The organism is Azohydromonas caseinilytica (genome assembly GCF_012927045.1).
GTDB classification, from domain to species: Bacteria; Pseudomonadota; Gammaproteobacteria; order Burkholderiales; family Burkholderiaceae_C; genus Azohydromonas; species Azohydromonas caseinilytica.
In genome coordinates this window covers 270,016-291,253 of record NZ_JABBFW010000001.1, presented here as the reverse complement: position 1 = coordinate 291,253, position 21,238 = coordinate 270,016, and the positions used below count along the sequence as shown (strand labels likewise).

Here is a 21,238-nt window from a genome sequence, read left to right as displayed (position 1 = left end):
CAGGGGGTAACCGGTCGAAGATAGCGCAGCCCGGGCCGTCTCAAAGCGGGCAAAAAAAGCCCCGACGCCCGGCCTGCCTACTGCGTCCCGCGGCCGGCCGCCCGGGCCCTCACGAAGCCGCGGCCGGCGTGAATTGATGCCGCGCTGCAGCCGCTTCCGGCGCGTCGCCGGCCGCTTCCTCGCCCAGCGCGCGGCGCGACTCGGCCGCCTGCGCCAGCAGCCACTGCTGCAGCTGCGCCAGCTCCGGCCGCGGCTGGGCCGCGCGGCTCGGGATCAGCCAGTAGGCCCAGGGCGAGGGCAGGCGAGCGGCCATGCCGAAGGGCTCCACCAGCTCGCCGCGCTGCAGCGGCTCGTGCACCAGCGCCAGCCGCGTCAGCGCCACGCCCTGGCCGGCCAGGGCCGCCTGCACCTGCTGGTAGGTGAAGTTCAGGTAGATCCAGCGCGCGGGCTCCAGCCGCGGCTGGCCATGCTGGCGCAGCCAGTGGCGCCAGCTCAGGTTGGCGGCGGAGGCGCGCCGGTCGTCCTCCTCCAGCAGGGTGTGGCGCGCCAGGTCGGCGGGCGACTCCAGCGGCGGCGCCAGCCCCTGGCGCGACTGCGCCAGCAGCCCGGCATTGACCACCGGCGTGATCACCTCGCCGAACAGCCGCTGCGCGTCGGGCGGCACCGTGTCGGGGCGGGCATGGCGCAGCGCCAGGTCGATCTCGGGATCGTCCAGGTCCACCAGGTGGTCGGTGGCGCTGACGCGGATGTCGATGTCCGGGTGCTCGCGCTGGAAGGCCTCCAGCCGCGGCAGCAGCCACATCGAGGCGAAGGAGGCGAAGGTGGAGATGCTCACCTGCTTGCGCCCGCGCGCCATGCGGATCTGGCGCACCGTCGCGTCCAGCCGCTCCAGCAGCGGCAGCACGCCGCGCTGCAGCGTGATGCCCGCGCCGGTGAGCTCGACATGGCGCGTGCCGCGCGCGAACAGCTGAGCGCCCAGCTCCTCCTCCAGCGCGCGGATCTGGCGGCTCACGGCCGACTGCGTCAGGTTCAGCTCCTGCGCCGCGGCGCGGAAGCTCAGCAGGCGCGCCACGGCCTCGAAGGCGCGCAGCGGGCCGACGGCGAGGGGGCGATGGGGCAATCTATTCATGAGCGATAGGCATCAATGACGTTTCAAGATCTCATTGGACCGGTGGTGTGTTCGTGACGATAGTAGAGCCGTGACAGACGCCAGGAGGCCACCATGAAGACGCAAGTGTTGATGCCCGAAACGCAATGGTCCAGCGCGGCTGCCGCGCCGGTGTGGACCCTGGCGCGCCGGCAGGCGCGTCATCTGGGCGCGGCGCGCCAGACGCGCTGGCTGCGCGTCCTGGAAGGCGAGCTCTGGCTGACGCGCACCGCGACGGATGCCGCCGCCAGCGAGGATCTGTGGCTGCGCGCCGGCGACCGCCTGGCGCTGGCGCCGGGCGCGGAGTTCGTGGCCGAGGGCTGGCGCGACAGCCGCTTCGAGCTGCTGCTGGCCGCCCCCGCCGCGCGGCCGCGGGCCGCGGCCGGGCTGCTGCGCCGGCTGCGCGCGGCGCTGCGTCCGCAGGGCCTGCCCGTGGGCCTGGCCGGCTGAAGGCGGGGCGCCTGGAGGGAGCGTCGCGTACCGGGTCGGCCGGGCGCGGCACAGCGGCCACAAGGCAGCTGCAAGCTTGATGCCGGCACAATGGCCGGCTTCCGTCCGCTCCCTCCGCCGATGCCATGAGTTCACCCCCCTCGCTGCCGCCGTTGGACTTTTCCAAAGACAAGACCCTGCTGCGCCGCCAGCTGCAGGCCGAGCGCCAGTCGCTGGTGGACCGGCTGCAGCGCGCCCAGTACCTGCAGCAGGTGCTGCGCGTGTGGCTCGTGACCCGCAAGGAAACCGCCATCGGCGCCTACTGGCCGATCAAGGGCGAGTTCGACGCGCTGCCCGCGCTGTACCGCTGGAGCGAGGCCGAGCCCGGGCGGCGCATCGGGCTGCCGGTGATCGACCGCGAGACCAAGCAGCTGCGCTTCCACGTCTGGTGGCCCGGCTGCCCGATGGAGGAGGACGCCTTCGGCATCCCGAAGCCCAAGGACACCGAGAGCTTCCAGCCCGAGATGCTGCTGGTGCCCTGCGTGGGCTACGGCCCGGGTGGGGTGCGCCTGGGCTATGGCGGCGGCTTCTACGACCGCACGCTCGCGGCGCTGCAGCCCCGGCCCTACACCGTGGGCCTAGCCTACACGCACGGCTGGGTGCCGTGGCTCAAGGCCGAGCCGCACGACGTGCCGCTGGACGCCATCCTCAACGAGGACGGGCTGGCCTGGCACAACCCGGACTCCGGCGATCCCGCGCCCGACCTCAAGCGCTGATTGAGCTTGCAACCACCATGAAAAACGGCGGCCCGCGGGCCGCCGTCTTGCCGGGTGAGGAAGCGGCTTAGAAGCGCTTGCCCACGCCAATGCTGAACAGGGTCGGATCGACCTTCAGCGTGCCGGCGTCGGCGCCGAAGGAGGTGATGTCGGCGTGGATGTGGGCCTTCTTCACGTCCACGTTGAGCAGCCAGCCGCCGCCAACCTGCACGTCCACGCCAGCGCCGAAGGCCAGGCCCCAGCTGCTGCTCTTGACGCGCGGCTGCAGGGCTGCCTCGACGGCGGGGCTGAACTTCTCGCTGGAGAAGCGGGTGTAGTTGATGCCGGCACCGACGTAGGGGCGGAAGCCCTGCAGGCCGGTGAAGTGGTACTGCAGGCTCAGCGTGGGCGGCAGGTGCTTCAGGGTGCCGATGTCGGTGCCGCCGGCGCGCACGTCGTGCTTCTGCGGGTAGGTCAGGACCAGCTCGGCGGCCAGGTTCGGCGTGAAGAAGTAGGTGATGTCGACTTCAGGGAACCACTTGTTGTTGACGCTCAGGTCCAGGCCCGTGGTGTCCTTGTTGCGCGAGTCCAGGTGCAGGGCGCGGGCGCGCACGATCCAGTCGCCCGTGTCTTGCGCTTGGGCCAGGGGGGCGGCCAGGGCGGCCACGGCAGCGACGGCGATCAGACGCTTGAACATGTTCTCTTCTCCTCAACTCGGGTAAAGCCCGTATGGCTGAGGGTGATTAGAGGCCGGCACTTGCGCGCCGGACTTGAGCTGCCACAAGTGCGTCTGGGGTTGTTGCTTGTGCGCCACTCAACGGCCGAGCCGGCGGCACAGCTCCAGCACCGTGGCCGACTGGTTCATGGTGTAGAAGTGCAGCGCGGGCACGCCGGCATCGAGCAGCCGCTCGCACAGCGCCGTGATCACGTCCAGCCCGAAAGCCTTGATGGAGGGCGTGTCGTCGCCGAACGATTCCAGCCGCAACCGCATCCAGCGCGGCATCTCGGTGCCGCAGGCGTCGGCGAAGCGCAGGATGCCCGAGGCGTTGGTGATGGGCATGATCCCCGGCACGATCGGGATGTTTACGCCCAGCGCGCGCGCCTCGTCCACGAAGCGGAAGTAGGCGTCGGCGTTGAAGAACATCTGCGTGATGGCCGAGTCCGCGCCGGCCTCGACCTTGGTGGCGAAGGCCAGCAGGTCCGCCCGCGGCGAGCGCGCCTGCGGGTGCATCTCGGGATAGGCGGCGACCTCGATGCTGAAGTGCGAGCCCGTCTCCTCGCGGATGAAGCGCACCAGGTCGCTGGCGTAGCGGAACTCGCCCAGGGCGCCCGCGCCGAAGCCGCTGGGCAGGTCGCCGCGCAGCGCCACGATGCGGCGGATGCCGGCGGCCTTGAACTCGGCCAGTTGCGCGCGGATCGATTCGCGGCTGGCGCCGATGCACGAGAAGTGCGGCGCCCCTTCCTGGCCCTCGGCCAGGATGGATCGCACCGTCTGCAGCGTGCCGCTCTGCGTGGAGCCGCCCGCGCCGTAGGTCACCGAGCAGAACTCGGGCTTGAGCGGGTAGAGCTGCTCGCGCACGGCGGCGAGCTTCGTCACGCCTTCGGGCGTTTTCGGGGGAAAGAACTCAAGGCTGAGCGCGAAGTCGCGCTGGGGCTTGTTCACGAAAGGTCTCCCTGGCGTGCGGGCCGTGCCCACACGAAGAATTCACGGTTGCCGTCGCCGCCCGTCACCGGGCTGTCCAGCCAGCCCTGCACGTGCAGGCCACAGCCGGCGCAGGCCTGGCGCAGCCGCTGCTCCACGCGCGCATACGCCGCGGCGTCCTTCACCAGCCCGCCCTTGCCGATGTCCGCGGGCTGCAGCTCGAACTGCGGCTTCACCAGCATCAGCAGGTCCCCGTTGGGTGCCAACAGAGGACTGAGCGCGGGCAGCACCAGCGTCAGCGAGATGAAGGACAGGTCGCCGGTGATGAAGCCGAAGCCCTCGGGCGGCATCGCGTCGCCCAGCTGTTGCGGCTGCAACTGCCGCGCGTTCAGCCCCTCGAAGGCGCGCACGCGCGCATCGGCGCGCAGGCTCGGGTGGAGCTGGCCATGGCCGACGTCCACGCCCACGACGCTGCCGGCGCCCCGCGCCAGCAGCACGTGCGTGAAACCGCCGGTGCTCTGGCCCACGTCCAGCGCGCTGCGGCCGGCCAGGTCCAGGCCCGTGGCCGCCAGCGCGCCTTCGAGCTTGAGGCCGCCGCGCGACACCCAGCGCAGCTCGGCGTCGTCGGCGACTTCGAGCTCGCAGTCCGCGGGCAACTCCTCGCCGGCCTTCCTGGGCGTGCTCCAGCCCGCGGCGCCGAGCCAGCGCACGGCGCCGCGCTGGATGAGGCGCTGCGCGGCCGAGCGGCTGGGCGCCAGGCCGCGCTGCACCAGCAGCTGGTCCACTCGCATGGGTCAAGGGCTCCCGGTGGCGGCGCGGCGCTGGGGCCGCATCAGTAGCGGTAGGTGTCGGGCTTGTACGGGCCCTGCTTGGGCACGCCGATGTACTCGGCCTGCTCGTCGCTGAGCTCGGTGAGCATGGCGCCGACCTTCTTCAGGTGCAGCCGCGCCACCTTCTCGTCCAGGTGCTTGGGCAGCACGTAGACCTTGCCCACCTCGTAGAAGTCGCTGTGCGTGAACAGCTCGATCTGCGCGATGGTCTGGTTGGCGAAGGACGAGCTCATCACGAAGCTGGGGTGGCCGGTGGCGCAGCCCAGGTTCACCAGGCGGCCCTTGGCCAGCAGGATGATGCGCTTGCCGTCGGGGAAGACCACGTGGTCCACCTGCGGCTTGATCTCCTCCCACTGGCACTGCTGCTCCAGCTTGGCGACCTGGATCTCGTTGTCGAAGTGGCCGATGTTGCACACGATGGCCTGGTCCTTCATGGCAGCCATGTGCTCGAAGGTGATGACGTCGCGGTTGCCGGTGGTGGTGACGAAGATGTCGGCCTTGTCGGCGGCCCAGTCCATGGTCACGACCTTGAAGCCCTCCATCGCCGCCTGCAGCGCGTTGATGGGGTCGATCTCGGTCACCCAGACCTGGGCCGACAGCGCGCGCAGCGCCTGGGCCGAGCCCTTGCCCACGTCGCCGTAGCCGCACACCACGGCGACCTTGCCGGCGATCATCACGTCGGTGGCGCGCTTGATGCCGTCCACCAGCGACTCGCGGCAGCCGTAGAGGTTGTCGAACTTGCTCTTGGTGACGGAGTCGTTGACGTTGATGGCGCGGAACAGCAGCGTGCCCTTGGCGCTCATCTCCTTGAGGCGGTGCACGCCGGTGGTGGTCTCCTCGGTCACGCCGATGATCTGCGCCGACTTGCGCGAGTACCAGGTGCCGTCCTCGGCCAGCTTGGCCTTGATGGCGGCGAAGAGCTCGCGCTCTTCTTCAGACGTCGGGTTGGCGATGACGCCGGGGTCCTTCTCGGCCTTCTTGCCCAGGTGCATCAGCAGCGTCGCATCGCCGCCGTCGTCCAGGATCATGTTCGGGCCCTCGGCCTCGCTGCCCTTGGGGCCGAACTCGAAGATGCGGTGCGTGTAGTCCCAGTAGTCCTTGAGCGTCTCGCCCTTGTAGGCGAACACCGGGGTGCCGGTGGCCACCAGCGCGGCGGCGGCGTGGTCCTGGGTCGAGAAGATGTTGCACGAGGCCCAGCGCACTTCGGCGCCCAGCGCCTGCAGCGTCTCCACCAGCACGGCGGTCTGGATGGTCATGTGCAGGCTGCCGGTGATGCGCGCGCCCTTCAGGGGCTGCTGCGCGGCGAACTCCTCGCGGATGGCCATCAGGCCGGGCATCTCCGTCTCGGCGATGCGGATTTCCTTGCGGCCCCAGTCGGCCAGCGAGGCGTCGGCGATGACGAAGTCTTGGGCGGGCTTGAGAACGGCGTTCATGTGGACTCCAGTTGCAGAGCCCGCAACGCACACACACAGCCGGGAGAACGGACTCACCCTCGCGTTGGACGTTGCGGGTGAGCGCGGTTGCTTCTGTGGAAGGTTTCCGAGCCTGGGGCCAGGGTCATGCGACAGCCGGCCTTGCAACGCTCCTCGGAAAGGCCGCCATTGTAACCACCGGCTTTTTGGCCTTTTTGACGGGGGTCATTGCGCGCCGGGCCCGCGCGCGAGCTTGTCGCGCTGCGCCTCGTAGGCCTCCAGGAAGGCGCGGCCCGACAGCGGGTCGGCCTGCTCGCGCAGCTCGGCCAGCAGCTGTGCATGCTGCTCGCAGTAGCGCTCCCACAGCTGCGCCCTGCGCCACACGTCCAGCGGCGGGCTCCAGCCGCCCTTGGGCAGGCGCTTTTCCAGCTCTTCCGGCGTGAGCCGTGCCAGGGTCGTGTCCAGCGCCGCGCGCAGGCCGGCGAGCAGGGAGATTTCGTGCGTGCGCACGTCGTCGAAGGCCTCGCGCACCGCCGCCAGCGGCGGGATGAAGCCGCGCCGCGGCGGCGCCAGCAGGTGCACCAGGGCGGTGTCCACGTCGGGCGAGAACTTCAACGGGTTGTTCTCGCGCGGCTGCAGCCGCGTGCCCGGCGCGCCCAGCTCGCGCTTGGTCATGTGGCGCGTGGCCAGCAGCTCCAGCAGCCCGCCCAAGGCCGCGTGCAGCAGGGCGCCGATGAGCTGCAGCTCCTGCGGCGTGGGCGCCGCCGGCACGGGCAGCTCCAGCCCGGCGTACAGCGCGGCGACGAGGGCCGCGGCGTCGGCGGGCGCCGGTGCGCCCGGCGGCAGGGGCGGCGCGGCGGGCGGCGGGGCTCCCGCTTCGGAGGGAGGCGGCGGCGCCGTGGCCAGCACCGCGCTGAAGGCGCTGGGGCGCGTCGCGGCGGAAGAGGGCGTAGGGATGGCGGGAGCGGGTACGGGCGCGGGCGGCGCGATCTCGGCCGGCTCCGCCTCGGTTTCCAGCAGGTAGGGGCCGATGCGGATGCGCATGCCCGGTGCCAGCGGCGCGTCGGCCTCGGGGCCCAGCGGCTGGCCCTGGACCTCCACCGTGAGGTTGGCGCCGAGCTGGCGGATAAAGAAGCCCCCGTCGCGCCAGCCCACCAGCGCATGGTGGCGCGACATGAGGCGCTGCGGATCGGGCAGCACCAGCGTGCAGTCCAGGCCGCGCCCGATGTGGCCGCCGGCCGCGTCGAAGCGCGCCGCGGACGGTGTCGCCGGCGGCTGGCCGCCATGGGAGAGCACTCGGATCAGCATGGTTTGAACCCCCCGGGGCCGTGGAGCAACGCAAGCAGCGCGGGCCATGCTACTGCCGCCCCAAAGGGCGATCGCGAAGCGCGGCGCGGGCGTCGGGGGCCCTCCAGAGGGTGCCGTAAGTTCAATTGACAGTGCTCAAGCACGGGGTCTAGATTGGTTTTGCATCCCGAGGTCGGGGATTGCCGGAGGCCATCGCCATGTTGCGTTCACTCGTGCTGTTTGCAGCGATGGCGGCGCCGCTGGCCGCGGGCGCGGCCGAGGCGATGGGCGGCATCACCATCCTCGAAGGCGAGGCGCTGGTCTACCGCGGCGCGGGCCGGCTGCTCGGGGCCGAGGGCCTGGCGCTGGCGCCGGGCGACATCGTGCAGACCGCTCCCGCCACCTTCGTGCAACTGGAGTTCGCGGACCGCTCCGTGGCGCAGCTCGGCCCGGCCACGCGCGCCATGCTCAATCCGCCGGCCGAGCGCGGCAAGGCCGAGCGCGCGCTGTACCTGCTGCAGGGCTGGGCCAAGGTGAAGCAGGCCGAGCGCGAGCCGGGCAAGCCCGCGGGGCTGGAGCTGCGCACGCCCTGGGCCGAGATCCCGGCGGCCGCTTCGGCACTGGTGCTGCACGCGACGCCGGCGGCGTTGACGGTGTTCGTCGAGAGCGGCGAGCCGCGCCTGAACGAGCGCGGCGCCGGCGCGGCGACAGCACCGGTGGCGCTCAAGGAGGGCCAGCTCTACCAGCGCAAGGCCGGGGCACGGGGCGAGCTGGAGTCGCTGTCGCAGTCGGCGCTGCTGCAGGACATGCCCCGGCCCTTCCGCGACTCGCTGCCGCTGCGCGCCGAGCGCTGGCGCGAGCAGAACGTGGCGGCCAGGCCCGCGCCGGACTTCGGCTATGCCGACGTCGAGCCCTGGCTCAAGGCCGAGCCCGCGCTGCGCAAGCCGCTGGTGCAGCGCTGGAAGGCCAAGGCCCGGGACGGCGCCTTCCGCGCCGCGCTGGTCCAGAACCTGAGTGCCCATCCCGAATGGGACCCGGTGCTGTTTCCCGAGAAGTACCTGCCCAAGCGTGCTCCGACGGTGGCGGGGGCAAGTTCACGTTGATGGAGTCCTGCCGTGAAGCTGCTGCTGAAGTTCAACCTGGTGTTCGTGCTCGTCTTCGCCGTGGGCTACGCGCTCACGGGCTTGCTGTCGTGGCGGCTGCTGGAGCGCAACGCGCGTGAGGAGATCGCCGGCAACGCGCGGCTGCTGATGGACACGGCGCTGGCCGCGCGCAACTACACCTCCTCACAGATCGGGCCGCTGCTGGAGACGCAGATGAAGTACACCTTCCTGCCCCAGACGATCCCCGCCTACTCGGCCACCGAGGTCTTCAACGACCTGCGCAAGAAGCATGTGGAGTACGGCTACAAGGAGGCGGTGCTCAACCCCACCAACCCGCGCGACCGCGCCGTGGAATGGGAGGCCGACATCGTCACGCAGTTCCGAGGCAACGCCGAGGCCACCGAGCTCGTCGGCGACCGCGACACGCCCACGGGCCGCTCCTTCTACGTGGCACGCCCGATCCGCATCACCAACCCGGCCTGCCTGCGCTGCCACAGCTCCGTGGAGGCGGCGCCCAAGACGCTGGTGGACCGCTACGGCCCGGCCAACGGCTTCGGCTGGAACCTCAACGAGGTGGTGGGCGCGCAGATCATCTCGGTGCCGACCAAGGTGGCGCTGGACCGCGCCGAGCAGGCCTACGGCGTGTTCATGGGCTCGATCGCGGCGGTGTTCGTGGCCATTGGTATCGCGCTCAACCTCATGCTGTGGGCGCTGGTGATCCGCCCGGTGGACCGGCTCGCGCACTTTGCCGACCGGGTGAGCCTGGGCGAGCTCGACATTCCCGACTTCCAGCGCACCGCCAATGACGAGATCGGCGTGCTCGCGCGCTCCATCGCCCGCATGCGCACCAGCATGGTCCAGGCGATGAAGATGCTCGACGGCTGAAGCCGCGGGAGCGTGCTGCATGGCCATCCCCGAGCGCCTGGGCAAGTACCCGATCACCGAGGTGATCGGCCGGGGAGCCATGGGCATCGTCTACCGGGGCTACGACCCGGTGATCAAGCGCCCGGTGGCGATCAAGACCATCCACAAGGAGCTGATCGAGGACGACGACAAGGCGCAGTCGCTGTCCGAGCGCTTCCGCCGCGAGGCCCAGGCCGCGGGCACGCTCAGCCACCCGGGCATCGTCTCGGTGTACGAGTACGGCGAGGACGGCCCCTGGGCCTACATCGCCATGGAGTACGTGCCCGGCCACAGCCTGCGCGAGTACCTGGACCGCGGCCCGGGCTTCGAGGAGCGCGACGTGGTCAGCACCATGGCGCAGTTGCTCGATGCGCTGGCCTACGCGCACGGCCACGAGATCTGGCACCGCGACATCAAGCCCGCCAACATCCTGGTGATGCCCAGCGGGCGCATCAAGCTCACCGACTTCGGCATCGCCCGCATCGAGTCCGCGGACCGCACGCGCACCAACATCATCATGGGCACGCCGGGCTACATCGCGCCGGAGTTCTACCTGGGCGGCGTGCTGGACCACCGCATCGACATCTTTTCCTGCGGCGTGCTGCTGTACCACCTGCTGGCGCGCCAGCCGCCCTTCCGCGGCCGCATCGAGGCGGTGATGCACGACGTCTGCTACCACGACCCCGCGCCGCCCTCCACGGTCGATCCCGGGCACCGCTGGCCGCAGTACGACGCGGTGGTGGCGCGCGCGCTGGCCAAGGCGCCGGCCGAGCGCTTCCAGAGCGCCGCGGCCTTTCGCGCCGCGATCCTGGCGCAGTACGGGCGCCCGCTGGCCGACACCCTGTCCGAGGCCACCGTCATCTCGGCGCCGCCGCTGCGCCCGCTGGGCGCGGAGGCCGGCGCGCCGCCCGTGCCGGCCCCGGCCTCGGCGCTGTCGCACTCGCCGCCGAGCACGCCGCCGCCCACCGGCTGGAGCCCGCCGGTGCTCAAGAGCGTGGAGACCGAGCTGGCGCGCTTCGTCGGCCCGGTGGCGCGGGTGCTGGTGCGCCGCGCCGCGCAACAGCACAAGCAGCTGGGCTCGCTGGCGTCGGCGCTTACCGAAACCATCGACCAGCCCCGGGACCGCGAGGCCTTCCTGCGCGCGGTGCTGGGCCGCAGCGCCATGCTGACCGCCGCCACGGTGGGCGGCACCGACAGCGGCACGCCCACGCCGGTGCACACCACCAGCCCGGCGCTCACCGCCGCCGACATCGAGCAGGCGACGCGGCTGCTGACCACCTACATCGGCCCCATCGCCCGCGTCGTCGCCAAGCGCGCCGCCGCCCACGGCGGCGGCCGGCGCGAGTTCCTGGACGAGCTCGGGCGCAGCCTGGACGACGAGGCGCAGCGCCAGCGCTTCCTGCGCGAGGCCGGCGCCTCGGGCGGCTGAGGCCCGGCATCGACCTAAGGCGGCGCCGATGCCGATGCCATCGCATCCCCGGCCAGCATCCGGCCCCGGCGCACCGGCTGATGAGGACACGTGCATCGGCCTGCCGCCGAAGGGCGAGCCCGCGGGCCGCCCGACGTCCGAGGCGGACGACGACGGCACGCTGTTCGCGGTGCCTGTGCCTGCACCCGCCCCGCCGGCCGATGCCGACGACCGCACGCTGTTCGCGGTATCGGCGGCTGCCCTGGGCCCCCACGCAACCGGCCTCGCTCCCGGCGTTGACGACGACGGCGACGACCGCACGCTGTTCGCCTTGCCCACGCCGGGCGCGGCGTCCGGGGATGCGACGCGCAGAGGCCTCGCGGCGGGCACCGGGGCGCCCACGCGCCTTGCCGGCCCGGACGCCGAGCCCACGCTGCGCTGGCCGCTGGAGGGCGACAGCGCCGACGCGCCCACGCTCTACGGTGCGGCGACGCCGGACGAGGCCACGCTGCGCATGCCGGCCCCCGGCGGCCAGGCCACCCAGGTGCAGCGGCCGTCCCTGGCGGCGACGCCGGCGCACGCGCCGCGCGCCGGCGTGGAGCTGCAGCGCCTGGTGGCCGGGGTCAATCCGCTGCTGGGCGCGGCCAGCGTGCTGCTGGCGCTGGTGGCGCAGCTGCGCGCCACCGGCGCGCATGCCGACCCGGCCGGGCTGCGCGCGCAGCTGCTGGCGCGCGTGGCCGAGTTCGAGGCCCAGGCCGTCGCCAGCGGCGTGCCGCGCCCGCGCATCAGCGCCGCGCGCTACCTGCTGTGCTCGTTCCTGGACGAGGTGATCGCCGCCACGCCCTGGGGCCAGAGCTGGGAGGCGCACACGCTGCTGAGCGAGTTCCACGAGGAGCGCTGGGGCGGAGATAAAGCTTTCGAGCTGCTGGAGCGGCTGGGCGAGGACCCGGCGGCCAACGCCGAGATGCTGGAGCTGTTCTACGTGTGCCTGGCGCTCGGATTCGAAGGCCGCTACCGGGGCCAGCCCGACAGCCGGGCGCGGCTGGAGGCCATTGCCGAGCGCGTGCTGCAGGAGGTGCGGCCGGCGGCGCGCATTCCGGTGGCCGCCGCGCGCCCGCTGTCGCTGCACTGGCAGGGCGTGTCGGCGCCGCAGCGCCCGGGGCTGCATCTGCCGCCGCTGTGGAGCGTGTGCGTGCTGGCCGCCGCGCTGGTGCTGGCGGTGCTGCTGGTGTGGCAGCAGCGGCTGGCGGCGCAGGCGCAGCCGCTGCTGCGCGAGCTGCATGCCCTGCCGGCGGCACTGCAGCCGCAGCGCGCCGCGGCGGCTCAGCCCGCGGCCCCGGCACGGCTGGCACCGCGGTTGCAGGCGGACACCGCTGCGGGAGCCCTGGCGGTGCGCGACGAGCGCCTGCGCTCGGTGCTGACCTTGCCCGCCGACGCGCTGTTCCAGGGCGGCAGCGCCGAGCTGGCGGCGACTGCGCCGGCACTGCTGGGCCGCGTCGCGCAGGCGCTGCGCGCCAGCCCGGGGCAGGTCAACGTCATCGGCCACAGCGACGATGGCGCGGCCGCCTCGCTGCAGTTCCCCAGCAACTGGCACCTGTCGCGCGCCCGTGCCCAGGCGGTGCTGGACGAGCTGGCGCGCCAGGGCGTGCCCGCCGAGCGGCTGCATGCCGAAGGCCGCGCCGATGCCGAGCCGCTGGCACCCGGCCGGTCGGCGGCCGAGCGCGCACGCAACCGGCGCGTGGAGATCGAGCTGCGGCTGCCGCGGCCGGAGGGGTGAGATGGGGGCGGGGTGGTTCGAGGCAGGCGGCGAGGGGCGGGGCAGCCTACGAATTGCGGCACAGGCTGGCAGCCAGCGCCTCGTCATGCCCGTGAAGATGCCCTGCAGTCCGGGGAAAGTTGTTGGGCGTTTGCCGAGAGCTGATGTGCTCCGCACACCACTCCGTCATCCCCGCGCAGGCGGGGACCCAGGCGGTCCCACGTCAGCGCGCGAGAGCACATGCCGGCACGGAAGGCCCTTCAGGCGTTGGTGCGCCGCTTATACGGTTCACGGCCTGCTTGGGGACCGCTTGGGTTCCCGCCTGCGCGGGAATGACGGAGTAGAAAGCGCGGCGTCTCAGCCTCCGGACTGCCGTGAATCTGTGGCTTTCCGCCGGACAGTGCTGCGCTGGCATGGTTTTGCTGAAGCCAAACCCAGCTTGCCCATACCAATTGGTCAGCAAATCTGGATAAACCCCTCAAGGAATGCCTTTGCCGTCCAGATTTACAGAACAATCCCGCGCCTCTGTCGGCTCCAGCCTGGCCTGACGGGCCCGGCGTCACCTTTCGCGGCGGGTGAGCCATGAACCAGCCCGCGCGTGAGCCGGGCGCCTTGCGCCCCCTGCTGCAAACCGCCGGCGTGCTGGCCGCGGGCGCGCTGATCTGGTTCGTCGGCCCGCTGGTGGCCGTCGCCGGGCGGGTGCCGCTGGCCAGCGAGGCGGCGCGCGCCTGGGCGCTGGCGGCGCTGCTGGCGCTGAGCCTGGGGTCGATGGCGGCCCACTCCCTGCGCGCGCGGCGCCGCAACCGCCAGCTGCTCGACGGCCTGGTGGCCGGGGCGGACGCGGACACCCAGCCCGGCACGCCGGAGACCGTTCAGGCCCCCACCCCGGAAGTCGAGCTGCTGGGCCGGCGCTTCCAGGAGGCGGTGGCGCAACTGAAGCGCGCGCGCATCGGCCGGCGCCGCGGGCTGGCCGCCTGGGCCCGGCCCTATGTCTACGAGCTGCCCTGGTACGTGATCATCGGCGCCCCCGGCGCCGGCAAGACCACCGCGCTGGTGAACTCCGGGCTGGAGTTCCCGCTGGCGGACCAGCCCGGCGCGGGCCAAGCGCTGCGCGGCGTGGGCGGCACGCGCAACTGCGACTGGTGGTTCACCGACCAGGCCGTGCTGATCGACACCGCCGGCCGCTACACCACGCAGGACAGCCACCAGGCCGCGGACCGCGCCGCCTGGCTCGGCGTCCTGGACCTGCTCAAGCGCTACCGCCCGCGCCGCCCGGTCAACGGCGTGCTGCTCACCGTCAGCGTCGCGGACCTGCTGGGTGCCAGCCCGCAAGCGCGCCAGGCCCATGCGCGGGCGCTGCGCGAGCGCATTGCCGAGCTGCAGCGGCACCTGGGCATCCGCTTCCCGGTCTACGTGCTGGTCACCAAGACCGACCTGCTGGCCGGCTTCATGGAGTTCTTCGCCGACCTGGACAAGGACGAGCGCGCCCAGGTCTGGGGCTTCACGCTGCCGGCCGAGGGCGGCCCGGCCGACCCGCTGCCGCTGATGAGCAGCGAGCTCGCGGCGCTGGAGAAGCGGCTCAACGAGCACCTGCTGGAGCGGCTGCATGCCGAGGCCGACCGCGACCGCCGCGCCGCGCTGTTCGCCTTCCCGCAGCAGTGGCGGCTGCTGCACGAGCTGCTGCTGGAGCTGCTGCAGGCCGCCTTCGGCCCGGCCAGCGAGGCCGCCAGCGCGCCGCGGGACGCGGCCACGGCGCCGCCGCTGCTGCGCGGCGTGTACTTCACCAGCGCGACGCAGGAGGGCACGCCCATCGACCGCGCCCTGGGCGGCATCGCGCGCACGCTGGGCCTGTCGGGCCGGCTGCTGCTGCCGGCGCGGCCCAGCGGCAAGAGCTTCTTCGTCACCCGGCTGCTGCGCGACGTGGTGTTCGCCGAGGCCGGCCTGGCCGGGCTGAACCTGCGCTGGATGCGGCGCCGCGCGCTGGCGCAGCTGGCGCTGGGCGGGCTGAGCGTGGTCGCCGCGGCGGCGGTGCTGGCGCTGGGCTGGCGCGCCTACGCGGACAACCACGCCTACCTCGCCGACGCCGCCCGGCAGCTGCCCGCGCTGCGCCATCAGGCCCAGGCGGCGCGCGCCAGCGCGCCCACCGATCTCGTGGCGCTGATGCCGGTGCTGGACGGCGCGGAGCGTTTCGCCCGGCAGACGGCGACCGGGGCGGCGGGCCCGTCCCTGGGCCTGGACCAGCGCGAGCTGCTTTCCGCCGCGGCCGACGATGCCTACGCGCGGCTGCTGCACGAGGCCTTCCTGCCCCGGGTCGCGGCGCGCCTGGAGGCGCGGCTGCGCAGCGGCAGCCCCGAGCATGTGGAGCTGGTCTACGAGGCGCTGCGCGCCTACCTGATGCTGTTCGCCGGCCGCAATTTCGACGCCGCCGCGCTGCGCGCCGACCTCGATGCCGACTGGGACGCGACCGTACCGGCCACGCCGGCCCAGCGCGCCGCGCTGCGCCGGCACCTGCAGCGGCTGCTGGCCGGCGGCGAGGTGGGCGCGCCGGAGGCGGTCGATCCGCAGCTCATCGCCCGCGCCCGCGCGCTGGTGGCCGGAGTGCCGGTGGCGGACCGGGTCTTTCGCCGCCTGCAGCAGGGCGACGCCGGCGCGCCCGCCTTCAGCATCGCCTCGGCCACCGGCCCCTCCGCGCCCAAGCTGTTCGCCCGCGCCAGCGGCCGGCCGCTGGAGGAGGGCGTGCCGGGCTTCTACACCCGCGCCGTGTACCCGCAGCGCCTGCGCGAGCGCACGCGGGAGGCGCTGCGCCAGCTCGAACGCGAGCGCGCCTGGGTGCTGGGCACGGCCGGCGCGCGGGCCATGCCGGTGGCGGCCGTTGCACCGACCGCGCCGGCGACGCCGTCCGTTGCCGAGGCCCCGGCCCCGTCGCTGGCCGAGGCGGTGGAGCGGCTGTACCTGGCCGAGCACGCGCGGCAGTGGGAGAGCTTCATCGGCGACCTGCGGCTGGCGGCCACGCCCACGCTGGCGGCCAGCGCCGAGGTGGCGCAGGCGCTGGCGCGGCCGGACTCGCCGCTGGCGGCGCTGCTGCGCGCCGTCGCGCGCGAGGTGGCGGTGTCGCCGGTGCTGGCGCCGCGCCACGAGCCGCTGTCGCGCTTCGTGGCCGGGCAGCCCGCGCCGCTGGACGACACCCTCTCGCTGCTGGGCAGTGCCGGCCAGCAGCTGGCGGTGATCGACGACGCCGTGCGCCGCCGCACGCTGCCGCCGCCGGGCCCGGCGCTGAAGAACCTCGCCGCCGCGGCACAGCAGGCGCCCGAGCCGGTGAATGCGCTGCTGGGGCCCCTGGCCGCGGCGGGTGGCGCGCAGGCGCTGGCGGCGCTGCACGAGCCGCTGTCGCGCCAGCTCTCGGCCGAGGTCGGCGCGGCCTGCAGCCGCAGCCTGGACAACCGCTACCCCTTCGCGCGCGGCGCGGCGCAGGAGGTGTCGCGCGAGGATTTCGTTCGCTTCTTCGGCGCCGGCGGCATGATCGACGAGTTCGTGCAGCGCCGCCTCGTGCCTTACGGCGCGGACGCCACCCCGGCCGCCTTCCAGCGCGCGCGCCAGGTGCGCGACGCCTTCTTCACCGACGGCGGGCGCCGCTTCGGCGTGCAGCTGGAGCTGCGGCTGCTGGAGCTGGACCCGGCGCTGTCGGAGTTCGTGATCGACATCGACGGCCAGGCGCACCGCTTCCGCCGCGAGGCCCGGGCGCCGCAGCGCCTGCGCTGGCCGGCCAGCGAGGACGCGCCCGGGCGCGTGACGCTGCGCACCGGCGCCTCGGGCGGCTATGGCTTCGACGGCCCCTGGGCGCTGCTGCGGCTGTTCGACCGCGTGCGCATCGAGCCCGGCGCGGGCGGGCGCGTCGAGCTGATCTTTGATGTGGAGGGCCGCAAGGCCCGCTTCGAGGCGCGCAGTGCCACGGCACTGAACCCGGTGCTGCGCAGCGAACTGGAGTCCTTCCCATGTCCGAGACGCCTGTAACCGAGACGCCTGCGACCGAGAACCTGGCCGGCTGGTACGGCAAGCTGCCGCACCTGGGCGACTTCGCCTCGCGGCGCCTGCCCGGCAGCTTCATCGCCGGCTGGGACGAGTGGCTGCGCCACGGCCTGGCCAGCGCGCGCGAGGCGCTGGGCCCGCGCTGGCTCGACGGCTACCTGGTGGCGCCGATCGTGCGCTTCTGGGTGGCGCCGGGGCTGCTGGGGGCCTCGTCCTGGGCCGGGCTGCTCATGCCCAGCGTGGACCGCGTCGGCCGCCATTTCCCGCTCACCGTGGCGCAGCCGGGGCCGACGCTGGCCCAGGCGCAGGCGGCGCCGGGCTGGTTCGACGCGCTGGACGCCGCCGCGCGCCGCGTGCTGGACCTGGACTTCACGGTGGACGATTTCGAGCGCGCGCTGGCCGAGGCGGTGCAGGGGCGGGCGCTGCCCTGGCTGGAGTCCGCGCCGGCGCAGCCCGAGGGCGAGACAGGCAGCGTCTGGTGGTTCAGCCAGGACGGGGCCGAGCTGCGCGGCCGCTTCGAGAAGCTGCCGCCCGCGGCGGCCTTCACCCGCTTCCTGGAGGCGTGTCGATGAGCCCGCGCCGGCTGCTCGGCCGCGGCCTGGCCGTGCTGCTGCTCCTGCTGGCCTGGGCGGTGTTGGCGCCGGTGGCCGCGGCGCAGGGCCGCGAGATCACCGAAACGCGCGTGGCGCTGGTGATCGGCAACGCCGCCTACCGCAGCGACCCGCTGGACAACCCGGTCAACGACGCGCGGCTGATGGCCGACGTGCTGAAGAAGGCGGGCTTCGAGGTCACGCTGCGCCAGGACCTGGACCGCGCCGGGCTGCTGGAGGCGCTGCGCGGCTTCGGCAGCCGGCTCGACGAGAACACCGTGGCGCTGCTGTACTACGCCGGCCACGGGCTGCAGCTGCGCGACCGCAACTACCTCATTCCCGTGGACGCCGAGATCCGCAGCGAGGACGAGATCCCCATTGCCGGCATCGACATCGGTTTCATCCTGGGCCGCATGGCGCATGCGCGCAGCCGCATCAACCTGGTGATCCTCGACGCCTGCCGCAACAACCCCTTCCTGGGCAAGACGGTGGCGGCGCAGGGCCTGGCGCAGATGGACGCGCCGGTGGGCACGTTGCTGGCCTACGCCACCGCGCCCGGCAAGCTGGCGGCGGACTCGGGCTCCGGCGCCAACAGCGTCTATGCCTCGTACCTGGCCAAGCACCTGCTGACGCCGGGGCTGCCGGTGGAGCAGGTGTTCAAGCGCGTGCGCGAGGGCGTGGTGCGCGAGACGCAGCAGCAGCAGGTGCCCTGGGAAAGCTCCTCGCTGCAGGGCGAGTTCGCCTTCGTGCCGGGCGTGGGCACGGTGCCGGGGACGCCGGACATCGACGCCGCCGGCGAGATCGCCTTCTGGAACAGCATCCAGGCCTCCAACCGCGCCGAGGAATACCGCGCCTACCTGCGCCAGTACCCGCAGGGGCGCTTCAGCCCGCTGGCGCAGGCGCGGGTGGCGGCGTTGACACCGGCGCCGGCCGCGTCACCTGCGCCTGCGGCTGCGGCGTCGCCCGCTGGAGAGCCGCCACAGACGGTGGCCATCGCGCCCGCGACCGTACCCGGGCCGGGCAACGCTCCCGCCGCGCCGCTGGCGGGCACGCTGCCGCGTCCGGGCGACCGCTGGCGCTACCGGGTGCAGGACCAGTTCCGCATCGGCGACCTTTTCGTCAGCGCCCAGGTCGAGGCCGTGACACCGGAGGGCGTGGCCGAGAGCTGGAGCACCACCTCAGACGCCAAGCTGCGCACGGCGGTGGCGGCGCTGGCGCCGGGCTTCCACGAGCTGCCGGGCTGGACGCTGACGCCGCCCGAGTTCTCGCCCTACCTGCAGGCCGCCGGCGGGCTGCAGCCGGGGCAGGGGCTGGCGGGGCTGGCGCGGCGCGTGGAGCAGGTGAGCGTGCCGCTGAAAGCCAGCGTGGAAGGCGAGGAGGAGATCCAGGTGGCGGCCGGGCGCTTCCGCGCCGTGAAGCTGGTGTTGCGCGGCCAGGCCACGCCGCGCGGCGGCAAGGCGGTGCGACTGGAGCAGGTGGTCTGGTACGCGCCGGCGGTCAAGCGCATGGTCAAGAGCACCGTCTCGACCAGCGTGGGCGGCGCGGTGCGCGAGGCAACCAGTTTTGAACTGGTGGAATACCAGCTGCATTGAGGTGGGGATTGTTGCTGCCCAGGGGACGGGTTTCTCAATGGGGGCTGATGGGTGAGGAAGCTGTGAGCGAAGTGGTGGTCGAACCGCATCCGCTCACGGCCAACGGCCAGCAGCTTCCTCCTGTCAGCACTGCACTTGTGCGGGGAGGACGAAGTGGTGGGCAAAGCGGGCCAGCTCACGGGCTGCGTTAGGGAAGGGCCATCCGGGCAAGCAATTCCTTGAACCCCCTCGCGCCGCCTCGCAACCCAGCGGCATCCCCCATCAAGGACCCTCACCATGACGCAACGCATCACGCTCGCCACGCTGGCCGTGGCGCTGGCCGCGGCCGTCACGCTCGCGGCCGCTGAGGCGCGCGCGCAGCCGGTGCGGCTCTATGGCGCCGACGAGGCGGTCGATCCGCGGGACGTGGCCGCCATCCTGGGCGCGCCGAAGAAACCGAAATTCCGCTCGCTGCGCCTGCTCGACGACGGCTCCGCCTCGCGCCAGGCCCTCGAAGCGCCCGAAGCCGCCGCCGACGCGGCTGCGCTGGCGCTGCCGGTGCGCTTCGGCTTCAACTCCGCCGTGATCGAGCCCGCCGCGCGGCGCCAGCTCGATGCGCTGGCGCAGGGCATCCGGCTGCTGCCGCCAGAGCGCGCGGTGCGCATCGAGGGCCATACCGACGCCGTCGGCGGCGAGGACTACAACGAGCGGCTGTCGCAGCGCCGCGCCCAGGCGGTGCGGCAGTACCTGGTGGCGCAGCACGGCATCGACCCGGTGCGGCTGCATGCCGTGGGCCTGGGCGAGCTGGCGCCGCTGCCCGAGCTCGATCCCGCCGCGCCGCAGAACCGGCGCGTGCAGTTCCGCGGCGAGTGAGCGCTTCCGCCGCGCGCTTTTCCTTGCAGCCAGGGGGCCTCTACCATGCGACTTCCTTCCCTCCTCGTGCCTCCGGCGCGCTCCCCCCATGGACAACGACGAGGTGTTGCGCCTGCTCGGGCGCATCGGACAGGGCGACGAGGCGGCCTTCCGCACGCTCTACCGGGCCTTCTCACGCCGGCTCTATGCCTACGTGATCAGGAAGATCGGCCATGAGGCGCAGGCGGAGGAGATCGTGGCCGACACCCTCTACGAAGTCTGGAAGGCGCCCGCGCGCTTTCGCGGCGAATCGCAGTTCAGCACCTGGCTCATCGGCATCGCGCGCAACAAGGTGCTGATGGCCTTCCGCTCGCGCAAGCCCGACGCGGTGTACGAGGACCTGCAGGAGATCGCCGAGGTGGTCGCCAGCGAGGATGCCGGCGCCTTCGAACTGCTGGCCCGGCAGCAGCGCCGCGAGGGCGTGCAGCACTGCATGGAGCGGCTTTCCGACGACCACCGCGAGTGCATCCACCTCGTGTTCTACGAAGGGATGGCGCTGGCCGAGGTGGCCCAGGTGCAGGGCTGCCCCGAGAACACCGTCAAGACCCGGCTTTTCCACGCGCGGCAGAAGCTGCGCAACTGCCTGAAGCTGCTGCTGGAGCGCGAAGGCGGCGGATCGCTCACCGGAGCAGCGCCATGAACGACGAACACCTTGAAGAGCTGCTGCCGTTCTACGTCAACGGCACGCTGTCCGAGCCCGAGCGGGCGCGGGTCGAGGCTTACCTGCAGGCGCATCCGCAGGCCCAGGCCGAGCTGCAGTGGCTGCGCTCGCTGCAGGCCAAGGTGCGCGAGGAGGTGCCGCCGGTGCCGGAGGACGTGGGCCTGGAGCGCGCGCTGCGGCGCATCCGCACCGAGGGGCCGGCGCCGCAGGGCGCGCGCGCCGCGGCGCAGCCCGGCTTCGGCGAGCGGCTGCGCGGCTGGCTGGCGGCGCTGGTGCCGCAGGCGGTGGTGCGCCCGGCGCTGGCCGGCGCCCTGGCGCTGGCGGCGGTGCAGGGCGCGGTGATCCTGCAGCTGCTGGACCGGCAGGAGGACGCCAGCACCGAGCTGCGCGCGCTGCGCGGCAGCGTGGCGGAGCAGGGGCCGTACGTGCGCATCAACTTCAAGGCCGAGGCGCGCGAGGCCGACATCCGCATGCTGCTGGTGGGCATCCACGGCAGCCTGGCCGCCGGGCCGGGGCAGCTGGGCGACTACTACGTGCGCGTGCCGGCCGAGCGGCTGGACCAGGTCACCGCCCAGCTCAAGGCCAGCCCCATCGTGGACGGGCTGCAGGTGGTGGACGGGCTGCCGGCCAGGCAGTAGCAATCAGTACGCGAGCCACCAGGTTCTTCAGTTCCGATTCCATTTCGCTCTTGTCAGAAAGAAGTATTCCGTTCGTCCTGAGGTATCGAAGGATGAACGGCCCCCGCTGTGCGGCCGCCATCGCAGCCTGACGGATTCGCCCTTCGATACCTTAGGGCGAACGGGTGA

The 21,238-nt window shown here is 72.9% G+C and carries 18 protein-coding genes and 1 riboswitch; of the genes, 12 read left to right on the top strand and 6 right to left on the bottom strand.

The genetic code is table 11. The features are described from left to right. Positions 1-109 precede the first annotated feature (109 nt). Entirely contained in the window at positions 110-1,129 is a 1,020-nt protein-coding gene (locus tag HHL10_RS01385) for a LysR substrate-binding domain-containing protein (RefSeq protein ID WP_169158547.1), read from the bottom strand. A 93-nt stretch (positions 1,130-1,222) separates the two neighbouring features. Between HHL10_RS01385 and HHL10_RS01380 the strand changes: the two genes are divergently transcribed. Together HHL10_RS01380 and HHL10_RS01375 are read left to right on the top strand one after the other, a co-directional pair. Beyond that, positions 1,223-1,597, top strand: a complete 375-nt coding sequence (locus HHL10_RS01380; RefSeq protein ID WP_235970967.1) for a DUF2917 domain-containing protein — start codon at positions 1,223-1,225, stop codon at positions 1,595-1,597. Positions 1,598-1,722: 125 nt separating this feature from the next. Beyond that, positions 1,723-2,352: a 5-formyltetrahydrofolate cyclo-ligase gene (locus HHL10_RS01375; RefSeq protein WP_169158546.1), complete on the top strand. Its 630-nt coding sequence runs from the start codon at positions 1,723-1,725 to the stop codon at positions 2,350-2,352. 67 nt (positions 2,353-2,419) lie between these two features. Here HHL10_RS01375 and HHL10_RS01370 read toward each other — a convergent pair whose 3' ends face one another. From HHL10_RS01370 to tagH, 5 genes are all read right to left on the bottom strand, one after another. Further along, the gene (locus HHL10_RS01370) at positions 2,420-3,028 is read right to left on the bottom strand and encodes an OmpW/AlkL family protein (RefSeq protein WP_169158545.1); all 609 of its coding nucleotides are present in this window, start codon (positions 3,026-3,028) and stop codon (positions 2,420-2,422) included. 117 nt (positions 3,029-3,145) lie between these two features. Continuing rightward, entirely contained in the window at positions 3,146-3,994 is an 849-nt protein-coding gene (gene metF, locus HHL10_RS01365; RefSeq protein WP_169158544.1) for a methylenetetrahydrofolate reductase [NAD(P)H], read from the bottom strand. Continuing rightward, complete coding sequence (locus HHL10_RS01360) at positions 3,991-4,764, bottom strand: TlyA family RNA methyltransferase (protein WP_169158543.1); 774 nt, start codon at positions 4,762-4,764, stop codon at positions 3,991-3,993. Before HHL10_RS01360 ends, metF begins: the two co-directional genes overlap by 4 nt. A 41-nt stretch (positions 4,765-4,805) precedes the next feature. Continuing rightward, entirely contained in the window at positions 4,806-6,236 is a 1,431-nt protein-coding gene (ahcY, locus tag HHL10_RS01355; RefSeq protein ID WP_169158542.1) for an adenosylhomocysteinase, read from the bottom strand. A 72-nt stretch (positions 6,237-6,308) separates the two neighbouring features. Further along, positions 6,309-6,397, bottom strand: a riboswitch (S-adenosyl-L-homocysteine riboswitch). Between the two features lie 43 nt (positions 6,398-6,440). Further along, positions 6,441-7,523 carry a type VI secretion system-associated FHA domain protein TagH gene (gene tagH / locus HHL10_RS01350; protein ID WP_169158541.1) on the bottom strand — a complete coding sequence of 361 codons (1,083 nt, stop codon included), beginning with the start codon at positions 7,521-7,523 and terminating at the stop codon, positions 6,441-6,443. Between the two features lie 197 nt (positions 7,524-7,720). On the opposite strand from tagH, the gene HHL10_RS01345 reads away from it, so the two are divergent. From HHL10_RS01345 to HHL10_RS01300, 10 genes are all read left to right on the top strand, one after another. Then, complete coding sequence (locus HHL10_RS01345) at positions 7,721-8,605, top strand: FecR domain-containing protein (RefSeq protein WP_169158540.1); 885 nt, start codon at positions 7,721-7,723, stop codon at positions 8,603-8,605. A gap of 12 nt (positions 8,606-8,617) precedes the next feature. After that, entirely contained in the window at positions 8,618-9,490 is an 873-nt protein-coding gene (locus HHL10_RS01340; RefSeq protein WP_169158539.1) for a Tll0287-like domain-containing protein, read from the top strand. A 19-nt stretch (positions 9,491-9,509) separates the two neighbouring features. Next, the gene (locus HHL10_RS01335; protein ID WP_169158538.1) at positions 9,510-10,937 is read left to right on the top strand and encodes a serine/threonine-protein kinase; all 1,428 of its coding nucleotides are present in this window, start codon (positions 9,510-9,512) and stop codon (positions 10,935-10,937) included. Between the two features lie 28 nt (positions 10,938-10,965). Then, on the top strand, positions 10,966-12,693 hold the full coding sequence (gene icmH / locus HHL10_RS01330) for a type IVB secretion system protein IcmH/DotU (RefSeq protein ID WP_169158537.1): 1,728 nt from the start codon (positions 10,966-10,968) through the stop codon (positions 12,691-12,693). 561 nt (positions 12,694-13,254) lie between these two features. After that, complete coding sequence (gene tssM, locus HHL10_RS01325; RefSeq protein WP_169158536.1) at positions 13,255-16,683, top strand: type VI secretion system membrane subunit TssM; 3,429 nt, start codon at positions 13,255-13,257, stop codon at positions 16,681-16,683. After that, positions 16,665-17,270 carry a type VI secretion system-associated protein TagF gene (tagF, locus tag HHL10_RS01320; protein ID WP_169158535.1) on the top strand — a complete coding sequence of 202 codons (606 nt, stop codon included), beginning with the start codon at positions 16,665-16,667 and terminating at the stop codon, positions 17,268-17,270. The genes tssM and tagF overlap by 19 nt, the downstream gene beginning before the upstream one ends. Continuing rightward, positions 17,267-18,880 carry a caspase family protein gene (locus HHL10_RS01315; RefSeq protein ID WP_169158534.1) on the top strand — a complete coding sequence of 538 codons (1,614 nt, stop codon included), beginning with the start codon at positions 17,267-17,269 and terminating at the stop codon, positions 18,878-18,880. Before tagF ends, HHL10_RS01315 begins: the two co-directional genes overlap by 4 nt. A 276-nt stretch (positions 18,881-19,156) precedes the next feature. Continuing rightward, positions 19,157-19,732, top strand: a complete 576-nt coding sequence (locus HHL10_RS01310; RefSeq protein WP_169158533.1) for an OmpA family protein — start codon at positions 19,157-19,159, stop codon at positions 19,730-19,732. An 88-nt stretch (positions 19,733-19,820) separates the two neighbouring features. Next, entirely contained in the window at positions 19,821-20,411 is a 591-nt protein-coding gene (locus HHL10_RS01305) for an RNA polymerase sigma factor (RefSeq protein WP_169158532.1), read from the top strand. Next, positions 20,408-21,070 carry an anti-sigma factor family protein gene (locus HHL10_RS01300; RefSeq protein ID WP_169158531.1) on the top strand — a complete coding sequence of 221 codons (663 nt, stop codon included), beginning with the start codon at positions 20,408-20,410 and terminating at the stop codon, positions 21,068-21,070. The genes HHL10_RS01305 and HHL10_RS01300 overlap by 4 nt, the downstream gene beginning before the upstream one ends. Positions 21,071-21,238: the final 168 nt, after the last annotated feature.